This is a genomic window from Pseudomonas fortuita, assembly GCF_026898135.2.
Lineage (GTDB): Bacteria > Pseudomonadota > Gammaproteobacteria > Pseudomonadales > Pseudomonadaceae > Aquipseudomonas > Aquipseudomonas fortuita.
Genome location: NZ_CP114035.2, coordinates 5,711,315 through 5,731,277, shown reverse-complemented (window position 1 = coordinate 5,731,277; position 19,963 = coordinate 5,711,315). Strand labels below are relative to the sequence as shown.

Below are 19,963 nucleotides of genomic sequence, written 5' to 3'. Positions count from 1 at the left end.
CTATGGCCAATCCCAGCGCTAGCGCCTATAACGCAGACGCCATCGAAGTCCTCTCGGGCCTTGACCCGGTCCGCAAGCGGCCGGGCATGTACACCGATACCAGCCGCCCCAACCACCTGGCCCAGGAAGTCATCGACAACAGTGTTGACGAAGCCCTGGCTGGCCACGCCCGTTCTGTGCAGGTCATCCTGCATGCCGACCATTCGCTGGAGGTCAGCGACGATGGCCGCGGCATGCCGGTGGACATCCACCCGGAAGAGGGCGTGTCCGGTGTCGAGCTGATCCTTACCAAGCTGCATGCCGGCGGCAAGTTCTCCAACAAGAACTACCAGTTCTCCGGGGGGTTGCACGGTGTGGGTATCTCGGTGGTCAACGCCCTGTCGACCCAGGTACGTGTGCGCGTCAAGCGCGACGGCAACGAATACCAGATGACCTTCGCCGATGGCTTCAAGGCCAGCGAGCTGGAAGTGGTCGGCTCGGTCGGCAAGCGCAACACCGGTACCAGCGTCTACTTCAGTCCAGACCCGAAGTACTTCGACTCACCCAAGTTCTCCATCAGCCGCCTCAAGCATGTGCTCAAGGCCAAGGCCGTGCTGTGCCCGGGGCTGCTGGTAAGCTTCGAAGACAAAGCCAGCGGCGAGAAGGTCGAGTGGCACTATGAAGACGGCCTGCGTTCTTACCTGGTCGATGCGGTCAGCGAGTTCCAGCGCCTGCCTGACGAGCCGTTCTGCGGCAGCCTGGCGGGCAACAAGGAAGCCGCAGACTGGGCGTTGCTGTGGTTGCCAGAAGGCGGCGACAGCGTCCAGGAAAGCTACGTCAACCTGATCCCCACTGCGCAGGGCGGCACCCATGTCAACGGCCTGCGTCAGGGCCTGCTGGATGCCATGCGCGAGTTCTGCGAGTTCCGCAATCTGCTGCCGCGTGGGGTGAAGCTGGCGCCGGAGGACGTGTGGGAGCGCATCTCTTTCGTGCTCTCGATGAAAATGCAGGAGCCGCAGTTCTCCGGGCAGACCAAAGAGCGCCTGTCGTCGCGCGAGGCGGCTGCCTTTGTCTCCGGCGTGGTCAAGGACGCCTTCAGCCTGTGGCTCAACGCCCACCCCGAGCTGGGCATGCAACTGGCAGAACTGGCCATCAGCAACGCCGGGCGCCGCCTGAAGGCCAGCAAGAAGGTCGAGCGCAAGCGCATCACCCAGGGCCCGGCTTTGCCGGGCAAGCTGGCCGATTGCGCCGGCCAGGACCCGATGCGTGCCGAACTGTTCCTGGTCGAGGGTGACTCGGCGGGTGGCTCGGCCAAGCAGGCACGGGACAAGGAATACCAGGCGATCCTGCCGCTGCGCGGCAAGATCCTCAACACCTGGGAAGTGGACGGTGGCGAAGTTCTGGCCAGCCAGGAAGTGCACAACATCGCCGTGGCCATCGGTGTTGACCCGGGTGCCACAGACCTGGCGCAACTGCGTTACGGCAAAGTCTGCATCCTCGCCGACGCCGACTCTGACGGCCTGCACATCGCCACGCTGCTGTGTGCGCTGTTCGTCCAGCACTTCCGTGCGCTGGTGGAGGCGGGGCATGTGTACGTGGCCATGCCACCGCTGTATCGCATCGACCTGGGCAAGGAAATCTACTACGCCCTCGACGAAGCCGAGCGTGACGGCATCCTCGACCGCCTGGTGGCCGAGAAGAAGCGCGGTAAACCGCAGGTTACCCGCTTCAAGGGCCTGGGTGAGATGAACCCGCCGCAACTGCGTGAAACCACCATGGACCCGAACACCCGGCGCCTGGTGCAGCTGACCCTGGATGACGTCGAGGCCACCTGCGAGCTGATGGACAAGCTGCTGGCCAAGAAGCGCGCAGGTGACCGCAAGAGCTGGCTGGAAACCAAAGGCAACCTGGCCGAGGTCATGGTTTGATTCGGCACGTTCTTGCCGTTTGCGTTGCGTTGGTTGCCCTGCCTGCCCTGGCGGGTAACTGGCCCGAGCTGAAGCTCACTGCCGAGCACCCGATTGACGGCATGCGCGGTGGCAACTTGTCCGGCCTGGCGCAATGCCGGGGCGGGCTGTGGGGCGTGTCCGACCGCGACGACGACCGCATCTACCGCTTCGACCAGCAGAACCCGACGTGGCGCGCGCAACCGCTCACCTTTACCCCGCCATCGCCTCCGGAAAGCGGCCTGCCATGGGGCCTGAAATCGCGTAATTGGGCGGCCTCGTACATTCGCGGGGGCGAGCTGGATTTCGAAGGTATCACCTGTGACCAGGCGGGTAACCTGTACCTGGCCAGTGAAGCCCATGCCGCCGTATTGCAGTTACCGGTACAAGGCGAGCCGGACTGGTTGAAGATCGACCCGGCCATGGTGCGCCAGGCCCGCGCCAGCGGCATGCTGCTGAACTTCAATGCCTTGTTCGAAGGCCTGGCGATCAACCCGGCGGGCGACCGCCTGTGGCTGGCCGCCGAACGCGAGCGCCGTGGCCTGGTGGCCATCGAGCGCCAGCAATCGGTGTGGACCTGCGGACGCAGCTGTGTGCTGCTGAGCGAGGCCGGAGTCGAGATGCAGCCTGCACAAATGCCCAATGCCAGGGCGCTGTCGCGCGATTTTGCCGACCTGGCCTGGTTCGAGGGCAAGCTCTTCACCCTCGAACGCAATGCTTACCGGGTCTGCCGGCGTGATACCGACAGCGGTCAGGTCGAGCGCTGCTGGTCGTTTGCGGCCGACGCCCTGGCCGAGGCGCGCCGATACCCGCAACCATTCGGCCTGGCCGAAGCCCTTGTGATTGATGCCAAGGGCGCATGGATCGGCCTGGACAACAACAACGGCGCCCGGGCCGATGGCGAGACGCGCCCGATTGTCTGGCGCTTCGCTGCACCGGAAGGTGGCTGGAGCGCCAAACCATGAGCCAGGCGCCGGGCAAGCGGGCGGGCAGGGTACTGATGATCGTCGCCTGGGCGGCGGCACTGTTCCTCGCCACGCGCTTTTTCGGCCAGTGGGAAGACAGCCAGCGCAACCCTAATGCCCAGGTGCAGTCCGAGCACGGCGAAGGCTTTGTCGAAGTACGCCTGCTGGGCAACGGCCAGGGCCACTTCATGGTGGATGGCGCGATCAACGGCCAGGTGGTGCATTTCATGCTCGACACCGGTGCCACCGATGTGGCGATCCCCGAGGCGCTGGCCCGTGACCTGAACCTTGAGCGCGGCAGCCCGGTGTTGCTCAGCACCGCCAATGGCCGCACCGAAGGCTACCGCACACGCCTGGTCAGCCTGCAACTGGGCGATATCCGCCTGCAGGATGTGCGCGCCATCGTGGTGCCGGGGCTGGACGGGCAAACCGTACTGCTGGGCATGAGTGCCCTGAAACAACTTGAATTTACCCAGCGCGGCGGCACCATGCTGCTACGCCAGAACCTGAAATGACGAGGCCCGCATGAGCGACTCACTGGAACTCAGCCTGGACGGTGTCGAACGCCGCTCGCTGGCTGACTTCACCGAACAGGCCTACCTCAACTATTCCATGTACGTGATCATGGACCGCGCCTTGCCGCACATCGGCGATGGCCTGAAGCCGGTGCAGCGACGCATCGTCTATGCCATGAGCGAGTTGGGGCTCGATGCCGATGCCAAGCACAAGAAGTCGGCGCGCACCGTCGGTGACGTGCTCGGCAAGTTCCACCCCCACGGCGACTCGGCCTGCTACGAGGCCATGGTGCTGATGGCGCAACCGTTCAGCTACCGCTACACCCTGGTCGACGGCCAGGGTAACTGGGGTGCGCCGGACGATCCAAAGTCGTTCGCCGCCATGCGTTATACCGAGGCGCGGTTGTCACGCTACGCCGAAGTGCTGCTCAGCGAAGTTGGCCAAGGCACCGTGGATTGGGTACCGAACTTTGACGGCACCCTGCAGGAGCCGGCCGTGCTGCCGGCGCGCCTGCCCAACATCCTGCTCAACGGTACCACCGGTATCGCCGTGGGCATGGCCACCGACGTGCCGCCGCACAACCTGCGTGAGGTGGCCAGCGCCTGCGTGCGCCTGCTCGACGAGCCCAAGGCCACCATCGAGCAGCTGTGCGAGCACATTCAGGGGCCGGACTACCCCACCGAGGCGGAAATCATCACGCCGCGGGCAGAAATCCTCAAGATGTACGAAAGCGGCCGCGGCTCGATCCGCATGCGTGCCGTTTACCGCGTCGAGGATGGCGATATCGTTGTGACTGCACTGCCACACCAGGTCTCCGGGGCCAAGGTGCTGGAGCAGATCGCCGCACAGATGCAGGCCAAGAAACTGCCGATGGTGGCGGACCTGCGTGACGAATCCGACCACGAGAACCCGTGCCGCATCGTCATCATCCCGCGCTCCAACCGTGTGGATGCCGACGAACTGATGCAGCACCTGTTCGCCACCACCGACCTGGAGAGCAGCTACCGGGTCAACGTCAATATCATTGGCCTGGACGGCCGCCCGCAGTTGAAGAACCTGCGTGCAATATTGGTGGAGTGGCTGGAGTTCCGCACCAACACTGTTCGCCGGCGGCTGCAGCATCGCCTGGACAAGGTGGAAAGGCGCCTGCACCTGTTGGACGGTTTGCTCACCGCATTCCTCAACCTGGATGAAGTGATTCACATCATTCGTACCGAGGAGCACCCCAAGCAGGCGCTGATTGCCCGATTCGAGCTGAGCGAAATCCAGGCTGAGTACATCCTCGAGACCCGCCTGCGTCAGCTGGCGCGCCTGGAAGAGATGAAAATCCGCGGCGAGCAGGACGAACTGCTCAAGGAACAGGCCAAGCTGCAGGCGCTGCTGGGCAGCGAGGCCAAGCTGCGCAAGCTGGTGCGCAGCGAACTGATCAAGGATGCCGAAACCTACGGCGATGCGCGCCGTTCGCCCATCGTCGAGCGCGTCGAAGCCAAGGCCCTTTCGGAAAACGAACTGATGCCGACCGAGCCGGTCACCGTGGTGCTCTCGGAGAAGGGCTGGGTGCGTTGCGCCAAAGGCCACGACATCGACGCCACCGGCTTGTCGTACAAGGCCGGCGATGGCTTCAAGGCCGCTGCGGCCGGGCGTTCCAACCAGTTTGCCGTGCTCATCGACTCTACGGGCCGCAGCTACTCGGTGGCTGCTCACAGCTTGCCGTCGGCACGTGGTCAGGGCGAGCCGCTGACCGGCCGCCTGACGCCACCGCCAGGGGCCACCTTCGAGTGCGTGCTGTTGCCGGACGACGACGCGCTGTACGTGGTGGCCTCGGATGCGGGCTACGGCTTTGTGGTCAAGGGTGAAGACTTGCAGGCCAAGAACAAGGCCGGCAAGGGTTTACTCAGCTTGCCCAACGGTGCCAAGGTCATGACCCCGCGCCCGGTGGCCAATCGCGAGCAGGACTGGCTGGCAGCCGTGACCACCGAAGGTCGCTTGCTGGTGTTCAAGGTCAGCGACTTGCCGCAGCTGGGCAAGGGCAAGGGCAACAAGATCATTGGCGTGCCGGGCGACCGGGTGGCCAGTCGTGAAGAATATGTCACCGATCTGGCCGTTATTGCCGAAGGTGCGACCCTTGTATTGCAAGCCGGCAAGCGTACCCTTTCTCTGAAAGCGGACGACCTGGAGCATTACAAGGGCGAGCGCGGACGGCGAGGCAGCAAGCTGCCACGCGGCTTCCAGCGCGTCGATGGGTTGCAGGTGGAAGTGCCGGCGTAACGTGCAGAAATGTCTGGAACGGCAATTTCAGCGCCGTTCCGGGCAGAAATGCTGGAGTCGGACGGTTATTTCGCGGATGATATGGCCCTTGCGGTGCCGACGTAGTCGTGTGCCCGTTTGAATCTATATGTATCACTGCGGTGGCCTATAGGCGACCGCCTGGATGGGATGATGAAACTTCTGCGCCTTCCATTTGCGCTGTTGATGACTGGCCTGCTGGGCCTTGGCGGGTGCACCATGCATCAGCCGGTTGCCTTGTACCAGCTCGACAGTGGTGATCCTGGCCAGCCTTCGCAGAGTGCAGGCATGGCCGTGGTGCTCGGCCCGGTATCGGTAGCCGATTACCTGCAGCGTGAGACGTTCCTGCAGCGTCAAGCCGATGGCAGCCTGAGCGCGGCGACTGACGGCCGTTGGGCGGGTAGCCTTTCGTCGGATATCGACCAGTTGCTGGTGCGTCAACTGGCCTGGCGCCTGGACAGCCAGCGCGTTGTGCTGGCGCCGGCGACCGCTGGCTTCAGCCCGGACGTGCAGGTACTGTTGTCGATCACGCGCCTGGACTCGGGCAAAAACCAGCCGGCCATCCTGGATGCCCAGTGGCGTCTGCTGGACCGCCGGGGCCATGTGCGTGACAACCGTATCGTTCACCTCGAGCAGCAGCATGAGGGTAGCGAGTCGTCGCAGGTACAGGCTCAGGGCCAACTGCTGCAGAAGCTGGCTGAACAGCTGAGCACCGCAGTCAAGCCGCTGGCCAACCAGCCGGCGATTGCCGAAGAAGCCCCGAAAAAGCCCGCTGCACCGGTGCAGGTGAAGAAGGGACCGGAGAAGTCCAAGATTCCGATGGCCTCGCCGATTCGCACCGACATGGAAGTTTATCGGTTCTGATCCAACAGCCATCCACAAAAAAGCCCGCATAGGTTGCGGGCTTTTTTGTATCTAAAGGATAGATGCGGACTTTGTGGGAGCGGGCGTGCCCGCTCCCACAGGGGGAAACTGTCAGGCGCGGCGTTCGTGCATGCGGGCCAGCTGGCGCTCCAGCATCGACGGGTAAGGCTCCATCAAGCGCTCCACACAGCAGGCGCCTTCAGGGCTGGCAATCGGGCGAATGCGGGCGCGCTGGCGAATCAGCGCGTCATCGCTGATCTGCCGCTCCACCAGCAACAGGTTGCGGCTGTGCTGAGACAGCGCCAGGGCATCCTGGGCCTTTTCGGTCATCAGCAGGTCCACCAGCTCCAGCCCTTGCAGGTCGTTGCCCAGGACCAGGCCCAGCTGCAGCTGAAGGGTGATGCCGCTGTCAGCCACTTCGATCTGCAGGGCATGACCCAAGGCGCGCAACAGCTCACCGCAGCAGATGGCGTTTGTCAGGTAGTCCTCGCCACAGTCGCGGCTGTGGAACAGCACCAAGGTGCTGCCGTCGTTGAGCGTGTGGGTTTCACCGTCATAGAGCGAGGCTGCATGCTCCAGGCAATCGCGGTAGCGTTCGGTCAGCTCGGTCAGGCGTGTGCGGGGCAAACGGCGCAGTTGTTCCTGCGAGCCCAGTTGCACGGCAAGTACGGCGCTGTACTGCGGCTCGTCAGACTCGACCGGGGCGGCTTTGGGCGCACTGTCGTCGTCCAGCAGGCCGGCAAAGGCGTCGTCATCCTCCTCAGCCAATGCGGCAACCCTGGGACGCGACGCAGCCGTGGAGGCCGGTGCAGTGTCGTGGACGTCGTCGAAATGCTCGTCGTCCTCCTCCTCAAGCTCTGGCTCCGGCGGTGGCGGCGGGGCCAGGCGCGCATGCAGCTGGCGCGCGATGTCGCCGATCTCGTCCTGGCGGTCTGTGGCCGGGGTATAGGGTTGCGGGTCACGCAGCCACACCCGCAACTGCAGCAGCGGCAGGGTGATGAAACGGCCCTGTCGCAGGCTCAGGCTGAGGGCCAGGGCCAACAGGATGGCCGCCATGATCCCCATGCTCTGCAGGCTGATCAGCATCGGTTGCTGGAACTGGCTCATGTCCAGGCTGATGCGCAGTTGCCCGGCTGTCACGTCCTGGAAGGTGATCTTGGTCTGGTACAGGCCCTCGGCCTCGCCCAGCAGGCTATTGCGCGGGCGCTGGCCGGCTTCGGCGAGGATACGGTTGTCCACGCTATAGATAGCCGCGTGGGCCACCAGCGGGTTTTTCACCAGGTTGCCCAGCAGCACATTGAGACTGAGGATGTCGTTGGACACCAGCAGCTCGGTCGCCGAGGTGGCGGTCTGGGTGGTCAGGCTCTGGCCAAGGGCATCGGCCTGCTCGTGCATGGCCTGCTTGAACTGCAGGCCCATCACGCAGGCATAGATCACCAACGCCAGCGCGACCAGGAAGATGTTGGTGCAGGCGATGCGCAATGCCAGCGGCACGCGGCGTTGACTCAGGGCACGATAGATCATCAGGAAGAAATTGTCTGGTTTGACGGGCGTGGGCCGGTTCACTGAGCTCGGCTCTTAATGGCAGAAAGTGTGGGGCAGTATAGCGACCCCGGTTTTGTCGGCAAAGTATCGTTGGCGCCCGATGGTCACGGAAAATCGGTAGAATGCGCATTTTTCATCGAAGTCGGAGCCAGGTTGTGCGCGAAATCGTCCTGATCAACATCACCGGTGAGGACCGTCCCGGTCTCACTGCGGCAATCACCGGCGTCCTGCTGCAGGGCGGTGTGAGCATCCTCGACATAGGCCTGGCAGTCATGCACGGCACTTTGTCGTTCGGTATCCTGGTCGACATCCCCGACAACGAAGTGGCTACCGCCCTGCTGCAAAGCGTACAGGCCAAGGCCCACGAACTGAACCTGCAGGCCCGCTACACGCCTATTTCCGAGGCCGACTACCAGCACTGGGCTGACGGCCAAGGCGAAGCGCGCCACATCGTCACCCTGCTCAGCCGCAAGATCACCCCCGAGCAACTGCAGCGGGTGAGTGCGGTTATCAGCCAGTACGGGCTCACCATCGAGCGCATCGAGCGTTTGTCTGCGCGCGTGGCGCTGGATGCCGATACCGAAAAAGGCAAGGCGGCCATCGAGATCTCCGTGCGTGGCGCACCGAGCGATGCCCAGGCCCTGCGTGCCGACTTCTTTGCCCTGGCCGAAGCGCTGAGCGTCGATATCGCCTTCCAGAAGGACGACCTGTTCCGCCGTAACCGCCGCCTGGCGGTGTTCGACATGGACTCGACGCTGATCGAAGCCGAAGTCATCGACGAACTGGCCAAGGCGGCCGGCGTGGGTGAGCAGGTGGCGGCCATCACTGAGCGGGCCATGCGCGGTGAGCTGGACTTCCGCGCCAGCTTCAAGGAGCGCATGGCGCTGCTCAAGGGCCTGGATGTGGGTGTGCTGGACGAAATCGGTGCCTCGCTGCGCCTGACCGAGGGTGCCGAAAACCTGTTCGCCGAGCTCAAGCGCCTGGGTTACAAGACCGCGATCCTGTCCGGTGGCTTTACCTACTTCGCTCGCCAGGTGCAGGCGCGCCTGGGCATCGACTATGTGTTTGCCAACGAGCTGGAAGTGGTCGACGGTAAAGTGACCGGCGTAGCTGTCGAGCCGATCGTCGATGCCCAGCGCAAGGCCGAGCTGCTGCAAAAGCTGGCCCACGAAGAAGGCTTGCAGCTGGAGCAGACCATTGCCGTGGGCGATGGCGCCAATGACCTGCCGATGCTGTCGCTGGCCGGCCTGGGCGTAGCGTTCCGCGCCAAGCCGCTGGTGCGCCAGTCTGCCAAGCAGGCGATTTCCACCCTGGGGCTGGATGGCGTGCTGTACCTGCTGGGCCTGCGCGACCGCGACGCCCGCGGCTAGTTTGCCGTTTAATCTTCAGCGCCTGTGAGATCGAGCGCCGCCCGCGCGGCGCTCGATCTCACAGGCGCTGAAGAACCCGCGCCGATCACCTCGAAGCAGAAACCACGGTCAAGCCTGTGCAGGCGCCGCCAACAGTTGCCCCATGCGCACTGCAGAACCAGCGCCCAGGTTCTCAGCCCACTTCACCTGCTCCGGCCCGAACAGCACAATGGCGGTCGAGCCCAGCTTGAAGCGGCCCAGCTCGGCACCTTTCTCCAGGTGGATCGGCGCACGGCTGGCTTCGTCGTAACGGAAGGTCTTCAGCTCACGCTTGGGCGGCGTCACCAATCCAGCCCACACGGTTTCGATCGAGGCGACGATCATCGCACCCACCAGCACCACGGCCATCGGCCCGCGCTCGGTGTCGAACAGGCAGACCACGCGTTCGTTGCGGGCAAACAGCTCGGGAACGTTCTCTGCGGTGGTCTGGTTGACCGAGAACAGACGGCCCGGCACATAGACCATTTCGCGCAGGGTGCCGGCCAGCGGCATGTGCACGCGGTGGTAGTCCTTGGGCGAGAGGTAGATCGTGGCAAACTCGCCGCCCATGAACGGCGCTGCCATGGCCGGGTCGCCGCCCAGCAGCTCTTGCGCGCTGAAACCGTGGCCCTTGGCCTGGAAGATGCGACCGTGCTCGATCGGGCCGAGCTGGCTGACGGCACCGTCGGCCGGGCACAGGATGGCGCCTGGGGTTTCGTCCAGCGGGCGGGCGCCCGGCTTCAGGGCGCGGGTGAAGAACGCATTGAAGTGCTCATAAGCGCTCAAGTCCTCGACCAGGGCTTCAGACATGTTGACCTGATAGCGTTTGGCGAACCAGGCGGTAAAGGCATTCTTGAACCAGCGCACGCGGCACTCGGCAATGCAGCCGGCCAGCCGCGACAGCAGGTGGTGCGGCAGCAGGTACTGGCTGATGATGAACAAACGGGATTTCATGCAGGTTCCTTAAACTTCTACAGGCGTGTCCGGGTGGTTGCCCCATTCGCTCCACGAGCCGGCGTAGGCCTTGACGCGTGGGTAGCCCAGGGCCTTGGCCACCAGATAAGTGAAGCCGGAGCGGCGGTGGGTCTGGCAGTGGGTGATCACTTCCTTGTCAGGAGTGATGCCCAGTTGCGCGAGGACTTGTTTGATGTCCTGGCGAATGCGCAGGTTGTCGTTGAGGTCCATGCCGGCTGTCCACTCGAAGTTGATAGCGCCGGGGATGTGACCGCCCTTGGCTGCCAGTACCTTCTCGCCGTTGAATTCCTGCGGGCCGCGAGCGTCCCAGATGACCAGGTCATCGGCGCCCAGGCGGCTTTGCAGGTACTCGCGGGTGGCGGTGGGCGCGTTGTCGATACGCAGGTGCACCGGGCTGTTGCTGCTGGCGGGCACTTCGGTGGACAGCGTGTCTGCCGGCCAGGCCTGGATACCGCCATTGAGGTAGTGATACGCCTTGTGGCCAATCACGTCGAGCAGCCAGATGAAGCGCCCGGCCCAGCCACCGCCTTCATCGTCGTACACCACATAGACGGCGTCGTCGCGGTGGCCGAGTTCGCTGAACAGTTTTTCCAGCTCGCCCTGCGGCGGCAGCAGGCCGGGGGCAGGAGGCTGGCCAAGCTGGGTACGCTTGCCTTCGACAAAGCGTGCGCCGGGGATGTGCCCGCTGACATAGCGGTTGGCACTGCTCAGGTCGACCAGGATCAGCTGTGGCGAACCCAGGCGTGGCAGCAGGTCAGCCGCTTCGATCACCAGGGGCAGGCCGGAAAAGTCAGTCATCCACGGTCTCCAGTGTGGAAAGAGGGGCGATTGTAGCGCAAGGCTCAGCCCTTGCGGTTGGCAAACACCGACAGTGCCCGCTCGGTGCATTGCGCGGTCTTGCCGAAGGCCTGCACGCTGATGTCGGCCAAAGGCCGGCAGCCTTGGTCGGCCACCATCAGCATAAGAACCTGGTCATTCACCGCCAGCGAGCGCAGCAGCACGTGCTCGCTGCGGAACAGGGCACGCAGCGGGGCTGGCAGCAAGGCCGAGAACTGGCTGTGGTTTTCCGGAGTGATGCGCAGTTGCCCGGCCTGGGCCATCAGCTTTTGCAGCAGTTTGTTTTGTGACACCGGCAAGGCCAAGGCACCTGCCTCGTTGGGTAGCCCCGCAATCTGCTGCACGCGCAGGCTGTCGCTGGCCTTGTCCAGGCTCAGCAGCATGATGCGTTGCATGCCGCAGGCCAGCAGGGCTTCGCGGGCCTGGGTAGCCAGGTGCACGGTGTTGGTGAACGGGCTGGGCTGTGCCAACAAGTCCTGGCACAGCTTGCGCCAGCGCGCCAGGTCGTCGCTGCTGGGCGGTGGCGGCGCCAGCATGTCCGGGTGCGGGCGGCGCTGGTGCCAGGGCCAGATCAGCGCCTCAGCCGGGTGGAACAGGGCATGCCTGGCGTGGCGGCGGGCGCTGGCGGCAGCCTGCTGGTGTACTTGCTGCTGCACGTCTTCCAGCGAAGTTTGCAGGTACAGCGCAGTCAGCAGCTGCCAGCGCAGCAGGTGCGGGTTGTCCCAGCCCACTTGCGCCGCCAGCGCAAGGTTGTTGGCCAGCAGCACGGTGTTGGCCGGCTGGTTGAACCAGCGGCGCAGGCCAGGCTCGGCGTCCAGGCGGTGTTGCTGGCTGAGCAGGTCTTCGTCGCGGGCGATGTTGAGCACCAGGGCCAGTTGATCGCGTTCTTCCAGCAGCAGGCGGTAACCTTGTGTCACCCACTGCGGCAGGCGCCAGTACTCCGCCATGGTCTGGCACAGCGCCATGATGCGCACGCCAAACAGCTCATCCTCTACCAGGGCGGCGTCCTCGCCCTTGTGGATAACCCGAAGCTCCCAGGTGTCAAGCAGCTTGGGGTAGGCCAGTGCCAGCGGCCACAGTGGAGACAGGAAAAGCAGGCTTCCCCAGTGAATTTCCTGCCACAGGCGTGCCAGGCGGCTGGCAAACAGGCCGCTGGCCTGCTGCGAAGCGTGCTGGCTGATCAGCTGGAACTGGCTCAGTACGGGCGGTATTTCTTCGACGGGCAGCGCGGGCAGGCGCTTGAGCAGTTGCTCGCTGCGCTCCAGCCCCAGGCGATTCAGGGCCACCTCCAGGCTTTCGGCGGGCTCGGCCTGGCTGGCGTTGGTGGGATGGTTTGCTTCGCGCATCACCGAAAGCACCAGCGCCGGGCTATCTTGCATCAGTTCGGCGATATCGCGCAGCGAGCGGCGGCTGTCGTGAATGGCAGCCATGACCCGGTCGTAGCTGTGCTTCGGCACGGGGATGCGAACACTCTCTAGCAGCTTTACCCAGGCCTCTAGCGTACGCGGGGCCTGAGCGGGCACCTTGGTTTCGATTGGCATTTTGACATCAGTCCGAACTGGCTTTTCGCATTGAGTGGCTATAGTCTGGCGCAGTTCTGCCGATAAGTAGAAGAAGAGTTTTAAAGCTCCCGTCTCTTCCCCTGACCACGACAGCAAGTGCTTTGAACCTATGGCTAAAATTATCGGCATCATCGTCGTATTCGCGAGCGTGCTCGGCGGCTACGTGCTCTCCCACGGCAAGATCGCGGCGCTGATCCAGCCGTTCGAAGTTCTGATCATCGGCGGTGCCGCCTTTGGTGCATTCCTGCAGGCCAACCCTGGCCACATGACCATGCACGTCATCAAGAAGTCGATGAAGATGTTCGGCTCGCGCTTCACCCACGCCTACTACCTGGAGGTACTGGGCCTGGTGTACGAGATCCTCAACAAGAGCCGTCGCGAAGGCATGATGGCCATCGAGGCCGACATCGAGGACGCCGCCGCCAGCCCGATCTTCGCCAAGTACCCGACAGTACTGGCCGATGAGCGCATGACCGCGTTTGTCTGCGACTACCTGCGCATCATGTCCACCGGCAACATGGCCCCGCACGAACTCGAGGGCCTGTTCGACATGGAGCTGCTGAGCATGAAGGAAGAGCTGGAGCACCCGTCCCATGCGGTGACCGGCATCGCTGACGGCATGCCCGGTTTCGGTATTGTCGCGGCGGTACTGGGTATCGTGGTGACCATGGCCTCGCTGGGCGAGGGCGACCAGGCGGCCATCGGCATGCACGTGGGTGCGGCGCTGGTCGGTACCTTCTTCGGTATCCTGGCTGCCTATGGCTTCTTCGGCCCGTTGGCCAAGTGCCTGGAGCACGATGCCAAGGAGGAGCTGAACCTCTACGAATCGATCAAGGCTTCGCTGGTCGCCTCGGCCTCGGGCATGCCGCCTTCGCTGGCCGTCGAGTTCGGGCGCAAGGTGCTGTACCCCATGCACCGCCCAAGTTTCGCCGAGCTGGAACAAGCGGTTCGCGGTCGCTGAGTCATGGAAAACAACCAGCCCATCATCGTCAAGCGCGTCAAACGCTTTGGCGGCGGCCACCACGGCGGCGCCTGGAAAATCGCCTTTGCCGACTTTGCTACGGCAATGATGGCGTTCTTCCTGGTGCTGTGGTTGATGTCCACAGCCACCCCGGAGCAGAAAATCGCCATTGCCGGCTACTTCAAGGACCCGATCGGCTTCTCGGAAAGCGGCACGCCCTATGTCATCGACCTGGGTGGCTCACCTGAACTGGCACCGGAAAAAACCATCAACCCGGAAGTCAAATCCGAGCCGATGCCCGAGTCCACGACCCAGCTGAGCAAGGACCAGGTCGAGACCATGGCCGAGCAGGTCGAGCGCGAGCGCCTGGAGTTGCTGCTGCAGGAGCTGCAGAACAAGGTAGAAGAGAACCCGCAGCTGCAGAAGTTCAAGGACCAGATCCTGTTCGAGATCACCCAGGACGGCCTGCGCATCCAGATCATGGATGCCGAGAACCGGCCGATGTTCGACATCGGTAGCGCCCGCTTGCAGCCGTACTTTGAAGACATCCTGCTGGCCATGGCCGACACCATCAAGGCGGTGCCGAACAAGATCAGCATCAGCGGCCACACCGATGCCAAGCCGTATGCCGGCAGTGGCGAGTTCGGCAACTGGGAGTTGTCGGCCAACCGTGCCAACGCTGCGCGCCGTGCACTGGTAGCCGGTGGTTACCCGGATGGTCAGGTGGCGCGGGTGGTGGGTTATGCCTCGTCGTCGCTGTTTGACCGCAAGGACCCGTTCAACCCGGTCAACCGCCGTATCGATATCATCGTGCTGACCAAGAAGGCCCAGCGCAATATCGAGGGTGAGCAGGGTGCGCCCGAAGCGCCGGCCGCCGACCCTGCTGCACCGCCAGCCACTGGCGCTGCGCCAGGGGCTGGCGTGCCGGATGCCCCAGGGGCAGCGGAACAAGCGCCGATGCAGCCGCGTGAGCTGCGCCAGAAGCTGAACATCTTTGAAGATGGCACGCTGAAGATGGATGAGGCCAAGGAGCAGTAAACGGCTTTTTTTGTGCGGGCGACTGTTCTACACAAAACCTGAACGCTGGCGCGATCAGTGTGGGAGCGGGTTTACCCGCGAAGCATCCAGCGCGGTGGATGGCACCGGCGTTGCCGGTGTTCGCGGCTAAAGCCGCTCCCACAGGGGATCGCGGCAACTTTCATTTCAAGCGTTTCAGTAGCTGTCTTCTGTCAGGCTGGCGATGATCGAGCGGTAGCTGTTCATGCGTTGCGGCGTGATGCGCCCCTCGTCCAGTGCCTTGAGCAGCGCGCAGCCCGGTTCGCGGTCGTGCTTGCAGTCGCGGAAGCGGCAGGTGCCGAACAGGTCGCGGAACTCGATGAAGCCATCTTCCACGTCGTCGCGGCTGACATGGCCAAGGCCAAACTCACGGATGCCCGGCGAGTCGATCAGGTCGCCGCCATTAGGGAAGTGGTACAGCCGTGCCGTGGTGGTGGTGTGGGTGCCCTGGCCAGACCATTCCGACAGGTCGCCGACACGGGTGCCCGCGTCCGGCAGCAGGCTGTTGACCAGCGACGACTTGCCCACCCCGGACTGGCCGACGAACACACTGATGTGGCCGTCAAGTAGTTGCTGCAGGCGCTGCATGCCGTCGCCCTGGTGTGCCGATACTTCCAGCAGCGGGTAGCCCAGTTCGCGGTAAACCTCCAGCAGCGCATGCAGGCCGGGGCCGTTCTCGTCGTTGATCAGGTCGGCCTTGTTCAGCAGCAGCAGCGGCCGCAGGCCGGCGTGCTCGGCCGCTACCAGGTAGCGGTCGATCAGGTTCGGGTGCGGCTCCGGTGCCGGGGCGAACACGATCACGATCAGGTCGACGTTGGCTGCCACCGGCTTGAGTTGCCCGTGGTTGTTCGGCCGGCACAGCTCGGTGCTGCGTGGCATCTGCGCCACGATCACGCCAATGCCCTGGTTGCCCGCACGCCACACGACACGGTCGCCGGTGACCAGCGCCGGCAGGTTGGCCCGCAAATGGCAGCGGAACACCTGGCCTGCGGTTTCGCCATCCTGGGCTTCAACTTCTACCTGCACGCCGAAGTGCGCGATCACCAGGCCCAGTTGCTCGGGCCCCAGGTCGCCGCCCTCCAGTTCCTGCAGCGCATGCTGCTCGCGTTTGGCGGCGCGAGCGGCGCGCTCGCCCTGGATTTTTTCGATCCGCCAGTTTTGGCGGCGATTGAGCTGGCGTTTGGCCATGAAGGTACCGTGAGAAAGGCCCGGGTAGGGCATTGAAAACGGCTGGCAGTTTAGCACGCCAGGCGCTGGACCATTCCGCTTACCTTTGATGCAGTGAATGGGTTTGCTTTGACCACTAGGCTAATATGACGGCCTATATGAGGAGCCCCTGCATGCAAAACCCACAGAACCTGATCTGGATCGACCTGGAAATGACCGGCCTGGATCCGGACAGTGATGTCATCATCGAGATGGCCACCATCGTTACCGACAGCGAGCTGAACACCCTGGCTGAAGGGCCGGTGATCGCCATCCATCACAGTGACGAAGTGCTGGCGCGCATGGACGAATGGAACACCCGTACCCACGGTGCTTCGGGCCTGACCCAGCGCGTGCGCGAGAGCAAGCTCAGCATGGCAGAAGCCGAAGCGCAGACCATCGCCTTCCTCGAGCAGTGGGTGCCCAAAGGCAAGTCGCCGATCTGCGGCAACAGCATCTGCCAGGACCGCCGCTTCCTCTATCGCCACATGCGCAACCTGGAAAACTACTTCCACTACCGCAACCTGGATGTCTCCACCCTGAAGGAACTGGCCGCGCGCTGGGCGCCGGGCGTGCGTGACAGCTTCAAGAAGGGCAACACCCATTTGGCGCTGGACGATATCCGCGAATCGATCGCCGAGCTGCGTCACTACCGCGAGCACTTCATCAAACTGTGAGCCCACAAGGCGCAGATATTGTATCTGCGCCCCCTTTTGGTGCCTTGGGCAACTGGTTAGACTGCGCGCCTTTCCTGCACGGACCCGCGCCATGTTGTTGATGCTCTACCTCATCGCTATCACCGCCGAAGCCATGACCGGCGCGCTGTCTGCCGGGCGCCGCGGCATGGACTGGTTCGGCGTGGTGCTGATCGCCTGCGTCACCGCCCTGGGTGGCGGCTCGGTGCGCGACGTGCTGCTCGGGCATTACCCGCTGACCTGGGTGAAGCACCCGGAATACCTGGTGCTGACCAGCTTTGCGGCGTTGCTGACCATCTTCATTGCGCCAATGATGCGCCGCCTGCGCTCGCTGTTTCTGGTGCTCGATGCCCTGGGGTTGGTGGCCTTTACCTTGATTGGCTGCATGACTGCACTCGAGATGGGGCAGGGCATGCTGGTGGCGTCGATCAGCGGGGTGATCACCGGGGTGTTTGGTGGGATCTTGCGCGATATCTTCTGCAACGACATTCCACTGGTGTTCCGCCGTGAGCTGTATGCCAGCGTGTCGTTTGCGGCGGCCTGGTTCTACCTGGGGTGCGTGTATTTCAAGGTGCCGGCAGAGCAGGCGATGCTGCTGACCTTGTTTGGCGGGTTTCTGGTGCGGTTGCTGGCTATCCGCTTCCACTGGGAAATGCCCAAGTTCCACTACAACGACCAGCAGTAGGTCATTTTCAGCCCTGATGCAGTCTTTGTGGGGCGGGTGGTTACTGGATGTTGTGCCGGGCCAAAGCCCACGCCACATGCTCGCGCACCAGTTCTGATTCATCCTCGCGGCGGGCCTTCAGGGCCTCGATCACAGGAATGGTGGAAGGCGCATTGCCCAACCCCACCGCCAGGTTGCGCAAGAACCGCTCATATCCCGCCCGCCGCAACGGCCCACCCTCGGTCTTGCGCAGGAAGGTACGTTCATCCCACAGGAACATCTGCGCCAACTCGGCATTCTCCAGCCCATGCCGTGGCTGGAAGTCCTGTTCCTGGCTGTGCTTGGCAAAACGGTTCCAGGGGCAGACGATCTGGCAGTCATCGCAACCGAACACCCGGTTGCCCATCATTGCCCGCAACTCGACAGGGATCGCGCCCTTCAGTTCGATGGTGAGGTATGAGATGCAACGCCGGGCGTCCAGCACATAAGGCCCGACAAATGCCTGGGTCGGGCAAATGTCCAGGCAGGCCTGGCAGCGCCCGCAATGCTCGCTGGTGGTCGCTTCGTCCACCGGCAACGGCAGGTCCACAAACAGCTCGGCAAGAAAGAAGTAACTGCCCGCCTTGCGGTTGAGCAGCAAGGTGTTCTTGCCGATCCAGCCCAGCCCGGCCTGTTCGGCCAGGGCCTTCTCCAGCACCGGGGCGCTATCGACGAATGCGCGGTAACCGAACGGGCCGATAGCCTCCTGAATGCGGTCGGCCAGGAACTGTACGCGCTTGCGCACCAGCTTGTGGTAGTCCCGGCCCAGCGCATAGCGCGATATGTAGGCCTTTTCCGGCTGCGCCAGGCGCTGCGCCATCTGTGTGTCGCCGGGCAGGTAGTCCATGCGCAGCGAGACCACCCGCACCGTGCCGGGAATCAGTTGGTCGGGGTGCGAGCGCTTGCTGCCGTGCGCGCCCAGGTACTCCATTTCGCCCTGGTAGCCGGCATCGAGCCAGCGCTGCAGGTGGTGTTCGTGTTCGCCAAGGTCGACCCCGGCGATGCCGACATGGGCAAAACCGAGTTCCTGGCCCCAAATCTTGATCGATTGGGCCAGTTGGGCGAGGTCAGGTGTGCAGCTGGACATGGATGGGTAAGGCAATACGGGCTCAGGTGCGTATAATTCTGCCAGACAATGGAGCCTTTGACCCCATGCCGCAGACCAAACACCCCAGCCATGCCCCGCAACTGCTCAGCAGCGTGACCGTCGCGCACCTGCCGACACGGCATGCGCATGCCCATAAAGGCGACTTCGGTCATGTACTGGTGGTCGGTGGCGACCTTGGCACAGGCGGCGCTGTGCTGTTAAGCGCTGAAGCCGCCCTGCGCTGTGGCGCCGGGCTGGTCAGCGTGGCGACGCGCCCTGAGCATGTCGGCGCGAGCCTGGCCCGTCTGCCCGAAACCATGTGCCTGGGTGTCAGCTCGGCCAACCAGCTGATGGGCGTGCTGGAGCGCGCCTCGGTACTGGTGGTGGGCCCGGGGCTGGGGCAAGCGGCGTGGGGGCGTAGCCTGCTGTCGGCAGTGGCCAACGCCGAGCAGCCGCAGGTATGGGACGCCGATGCCCTGAATTTGCTGGCGCGTACCCCCCTGGCCCTGCCCAGTGGCAGTATCCTCACCCCGCACCCGGGGGAGGCGGCGCGGCTGCTGGGCATTTCCACCGAGGCGGTGCAGGCCGACCGCCAGGGCGCTGCGCGCAAGCTGGCGCGCCGTTACAACAGCGTCTGCGTGCTCAAGGGGGCCGGTACCCTGGTCGCCGACCCCGCCGGGCAACTGATGCTGTGCGAGCGAGGCCACCCGGCGATGGCCGGGGCCGGCTTTGGCGATGTGCTGACCGGTGTGCTGGCGGCCTTGCTGGCCCAAGGGCTGGACGCCTGGCAGGCCGCTGGGCTGGGTGTGTGGTTGCATGCCTGTGCGGGGGAGCGGTTGGGTGTACAAGGTAGAGGCCTGGCGGCCAGTGATCTGGCGCCGGTCATTCGTGAGTTTCTGGAGGAGCATTCTGCGTGTCTGGCATAACCCTGTTTCTGGCCGATGAAGACGCCACGGTCAAGTTTGGCGCAGCCCTGGCTGAGGTGACCGGCGGTCGCGGCGTGATCTTTCTTGAAGGCGACCTGGGTGCGGGCAAGACTACGCTTTCCCGAGGGCTGATCCGTGGCCTGGGCCATACGGGTGCAGTGAAAAGCCCGACCTTCACCGTGGTTGAACCCTACGAAATCGGTGAGGTGCGGGCCTTCCACTTCGACCTGTATCGCCTGGTCGATCCGGAGGAACTGGAGTTCATGGGAATCCGTGACTATTTCGAAGGCGACCCGCTGTGCCTGTTCGAGTGGCCACAAAAGGGTGCGGGCGTTTTGCCAAAGCCTGACCTGACCATTACCATGACCCCCCAAGCGGGCGGACGCTCGCTGATCCTTTCGCCGCAGGGGGCTCGCGGCGAGGCCTGGTGCGTGGCACTGGCCAAACACTATAAACAGTAAGTGGG

18 protein-coding genes are annotated in these 19,963 nt (G+C 63.9%); 12 read left to right on the top strand and 6 right to left on the bottom strand.

Features of this window, described 5'->3' with window-relative positions; all coding sequences use genetic code 11:
- Positions 1-2: 2 nt before the first annotated feature.
- From parE to OZ911_RS26200, 5 genes are all read left to right on the top strand, one after another.
- Entirely contained in the window at positions 3-1,907 is a 1,905-nt protein-coding gene (gene parE / locus OZ911_RS26220; protein WP_016489465.1) for a DNA topoisomerase IV subunit B, read from the top strand.
- The gene (locus OZ911_RS26215; RefSeq protein WP_023047363.1) at positions 1,904-2,890 is read left to right on the top strand and encodes an esterase-like activity of phytase family protein; all 987 of its coding nucleotides are present in this window, start codon (positions 1,904-1,906) and stop codon (positions 2,888-2,890) included. The genes parE and OZ911_RS26215 overlap by 4 nt, the downstream gene beginning before the upstream one ends.
- Positions 2,887-3,405 carry a retropepsin-like aspartic protease family protein gene (locus OZ911_RS26210; protein ID WP_016489463.1) on the top strand — a complete coding sequence of 173 codons (519 nt, stop codon included), beginning with the start codon at positions 2,887-2,889 and terminating at the stop codon, positions 3,403-3,405. Before OZ911_RS26215 ends, OZ911_RS26210 begins: the two co-directional genes overlap by 4 nt.
- A gap of 10 nt (positions 3,406-3,415) precedes the next feature.
- Positions 3,416-5,674 carry a DNA topoisomerase IV subunit A gene (gene parC / locus OZ911_RS26205; protein ID WP_023047364.1) on the top strand — a complete coding sequence of 753 codons (2,259 nt, stop codon included), beginning with the start codon at positions 3,416-3,418 and terminating at the stop codon, positions 5,672-5,674.
- A 171-nt stretch (positions 5,675-5,845) separates the two neighbouring features.
- On the top strand, positions 5,846-6,556 hold the full coding sequence (locus OZ911_RS26200; RefSeq protein WP_016489461.1) for a PqiC family protein: 711 nt from the start codon (positions 5,846-5,848) through the stop codon (positions 6,554-6,556).
- 111 nt (positions 6,557-6,667) lie between these two features.
- Here the strand turns inward: OZ911_RS26200 and OZ911_RS26195 are convergent, their stop codons facing one another.
- On the bottom strand, positions 6,668-8,122 hold the full coding sequence (locus tag OZ911_RS26195; protein ID WP_070086513.1) for an AhpA/YtjB family protein: 1,455 nt from the start codon (positions 8,120-8,122) through the stop codon (positions 6,668-6,670).
- Positions 8,123-8,256: 134 nt separating this feature from the next.
- Between OZ911_RS26195 and serB the strand changes: the two genes are divergently transcribed.
- Positions 8,257-9,471, top strand: a complete 1,215-nt coding sequence (serB, locus tag OZ911_RS26190) for a phosphoserine phosphatase SerB (RefSeq protein WP_016489459.1) — start codon at positions 8,257-8,259, stop codon at positions 9,469-9,471.
- A 108-nt stretch (positions 9,472-9,579) separates the two neighbouring features.
- Here the strand turns inward: serB and asd are convergent, their stop codons facing one another.
- From asd to OZ911_RS26175, 3 genes are read right to left on the bottom strand one after another with little or no spacing between them, the layout of a single operon-like run.
- Entirely contained in the window at positions 9,580-10,443 is an 864-nt protein-coding gene (gene asd / locus OZ911_RS26185) for an archaetidylserine decarboxylase (RefSeq protein ID WP_024717361.1), read from the bottom strand.
- A 9-nt stretch (positions 10,444-10,452) separates the two neighbouring features.
- Positions 10,453-11,262: a rhodanese-like domain-containing protein gene (locus OZ911_RS26180; protein ID WP_016489457.1), complete on the bottom strand. Its 810-nt coding sequence runs from the start codon at positions 11,260-11,262 to the stop codon at positions 10,453-10,455.
- A 44-nt stretch (positions 11,263-11,306) separates the two neighbouring features.
- Complete coding sequence (locus OZ911_RS26175) at positions 11,307-12,842, bottom strand: HDOD domain-containing protein (RefSeq protein ID WP_023048988.1); 1,536 nt, start codon at positions 12,840-12,842, stop codon at positions 11,307-11,309.
- A 130-nt stretch (positions 12,843-12,972) separates the two neighbouring features.
- Between OZ911_RS26175 and motA the strand changes: the two genes are divergently transcribed.
- Together motA and motB are read left to right on the top strand one after the other, a co-directional pair.
- A complete protein-coding gene (motA, locus tag OZ911_RS26170; protein WP_016489455.1) occupies positions 12,973-13,824 on the top strand; it encodes a flagellar motor stator protein MotA in 852 nt (283 codons plus the stop codon).
- Between the two features lie 3 nt (positions 13,825-13,827).
- Positions 13,828-14,862 (top strand): flagellar motor protein MotB, encoded by a 1,035-nt coding sequence (gene motB, locus OZ911_RS26165; RefSeq protein WP_016489454.1) that lies wholly within the window; start codon positions 13,828-13,830, stop codon positions 14,860-14,862.
- 174 nt (positions 14,863-15,036) lie between these two features.
- Here the strand turns inward: motB and rsgA are convergent, their stop codons facing one another.
- Positions 15,037-16,068: a small ribosomal subunit biogenesis GTPase RsgA gene (rsgA, locus tag OZ911_RS26160; RefSeq protein ID WP_016489453.1), complete on the bottom strand. Its 1,032-nt coding sequence runs from the start codon at positions 16,066-16,068 to the stop codon at positions 15,037-15,039.
- 152 nt (positions 16,069-16,220) lie between these two features.
- Here rsgA and orn point away from each other — a divergent pair, with 152 nt between their 5' ends.
- Both orn and OZ911_RS26150 read left to right on the top strand, forming a co-directional pair.
- A complete protein-coding gene (orn, locus tag OZ911_RS26155) occupies positions 16,221-16,763 on the top strand; it encodes an oligoribonuclease (protein WP_016489452.1) in 543 nt (180 codons plus the stop codon).
- Between the two features lie 91 nt (positions 16,764-16,854).
- Positions 16,855-17,466, top strand: a complete 612-nt coding sequence (locus OZ911_RS26150; RefSeq protein ID WP_003249516.1) for a trimeric intracellular cation channel family protein — start codon at positions 16,855-16,857, stop codon at positions 17,464-17,466.
- 40 nt (positions 17,467-17,506) lie between these two features.
- On the opposite strand, the gene queG is transcribed toward OZ911_RS26150, so the two are convergent.
- A complete protein-coding gene (gene queG / locus OZ911_RS26145) occupies positions 17,507-18,571 on the bottom strand; it encodes a tRNA epoxyqueuosine(34) reductase QueG (protein WP_023048990.1) in 1,065 nt (354 codons plus the stop codon).
- Between the two features lie 65 nt (positions 18,572-18,636).
- Here queG and OZ911_RS26140 point away from each other — a divergent pair, with 65 nt between their 5' ends.
- Both OZ911_RS26140 and tsaE read left to right on the top strand, forming a co-directional pair.
- Positions 18,637-19,497: an NAD(P)H-hydrate dehydratase gene (locus OZ911_RS26140; protein WP_024717362.1), complete on the top strand. Its 861-nt coding sequence runs from the start codon at positions 18,637-18,639 to the stop codon at positions 19,495-19,497.
- A complete protein-coding gene (gene tsaE / locus OZ911_RS26135) occupies positions 19,485-19,958 on the top strand; it encodes a tRNA (adenosine(37)-N6)-threonylcarbamoyltransferase complex ATPase subunit type 1 TsaE (protein WP_016489449.1) in 474 nt (157 codons plus the stop codon). The genes OZ911_RS26140 and tsaE overlap by 13 nt, the downstream gene beginning before the upstream one ends.
- Positions 19,959-19,963: the final 5 nt, after the last annotated feature.

Excerpts from the sequence above, each read along its gene's own strand:
- OZ911_RS26180 (WP_016489457.1), bottom strand. The coding sequence starts at position 11,262 with ATGACTGACTTTTCCGGCCTGCCCCTGGTGATCGAAGCGGCTGACCTG.
- orn (WP_016489452.1), top strand. The coding sequence starts at position 16,221 with ATGCAAAACCCACAGAACCTGATCTGGATCGACCTGGAAATGACCGGC.
- OZ911_RS26150 (WP_003249516.1), top strand. The coding sequence starts at position 16,855 with ATGTTGTTGATGCTCTACCTCATCGCTATCACCGCCGAAGCCATGACC.
- queG (WP_023048990.1), bottom strand. The coding sequence starts at position 18,571 with ATGTCCAGCTGCACACCTGACCTCGCCCAACTGGCCCAATCGATCAAG.
- OZ911_RS26210 (WP_016489463.1), top strand. The coding sequence starts at position 2,887 with ATGAGCCAGGCGCCGGGCAAGCGGGCGGGCAGGGTACTGATGATCGTC.
- motB (WP_016489454.1), top strand. The coding sequence starts at position 13,828 with ATGGAAAACAACCAGCCCATCATCGTCAAGCGCGTCAAACGCTTTGGC.
- motA (WP_016489455.1), top strand. The coding sequence starts at position 12,973 with ATGGCTAAAATTATCGGCATCATCGTCGTATTCGCGAGCGTGCTCGGC.
- OZ911_RS26140 (WP_024717362.1), top strand. The coding sequence starts at position 18,637 with ATGCCGCAGACCAAACACCCCAGCCATGCCCCGCAACTGCTCAGCAGC.
- parE (WP_016489465.1), top strand. The coding sequence starts at position 3 with ATGGCCAATCCCAGCGCTAGCGCCTATAACGCAGACGCCATCGAAGTC.
- OZ911_RS26200 (WP_016489461.1), top strand. The coding sequence starts at position 5,846 with ATGAAACTTCTGCGCCTTCCATTTGCGCTGTTGATGACTGGCCTGCTG.
- asd (WP_024717361.1), bottom strand. The coding sequence starts at position 10,443 with ATGAAATCCCGTTTGTTCATCATCAGCCAGTACCTGCTGCCGCACCAC.
- parC (WP_023047364.1), top strand. The coding sequence starts at position 3,416 with ATGAGCGACTCACTGGAACTCAGCCTGGACGGTGTCGAACGCCGCTCG.
- OZ911_RS26175 (WP_023048988.1), bottom strand. The coding sequence starts at position 12,842 with ATGCCAATCGAAACCAAGGTGCCCGCTCAGGCCCCGCGTACGCTAGAG.
- rsgA (WP_016489453.1), bottom strand. The coding sequence starts at position 16,068 with ATGGCCAAACGCCAGCTCAATCGCCGCCAAAACTGGCGGATCGAAAAA.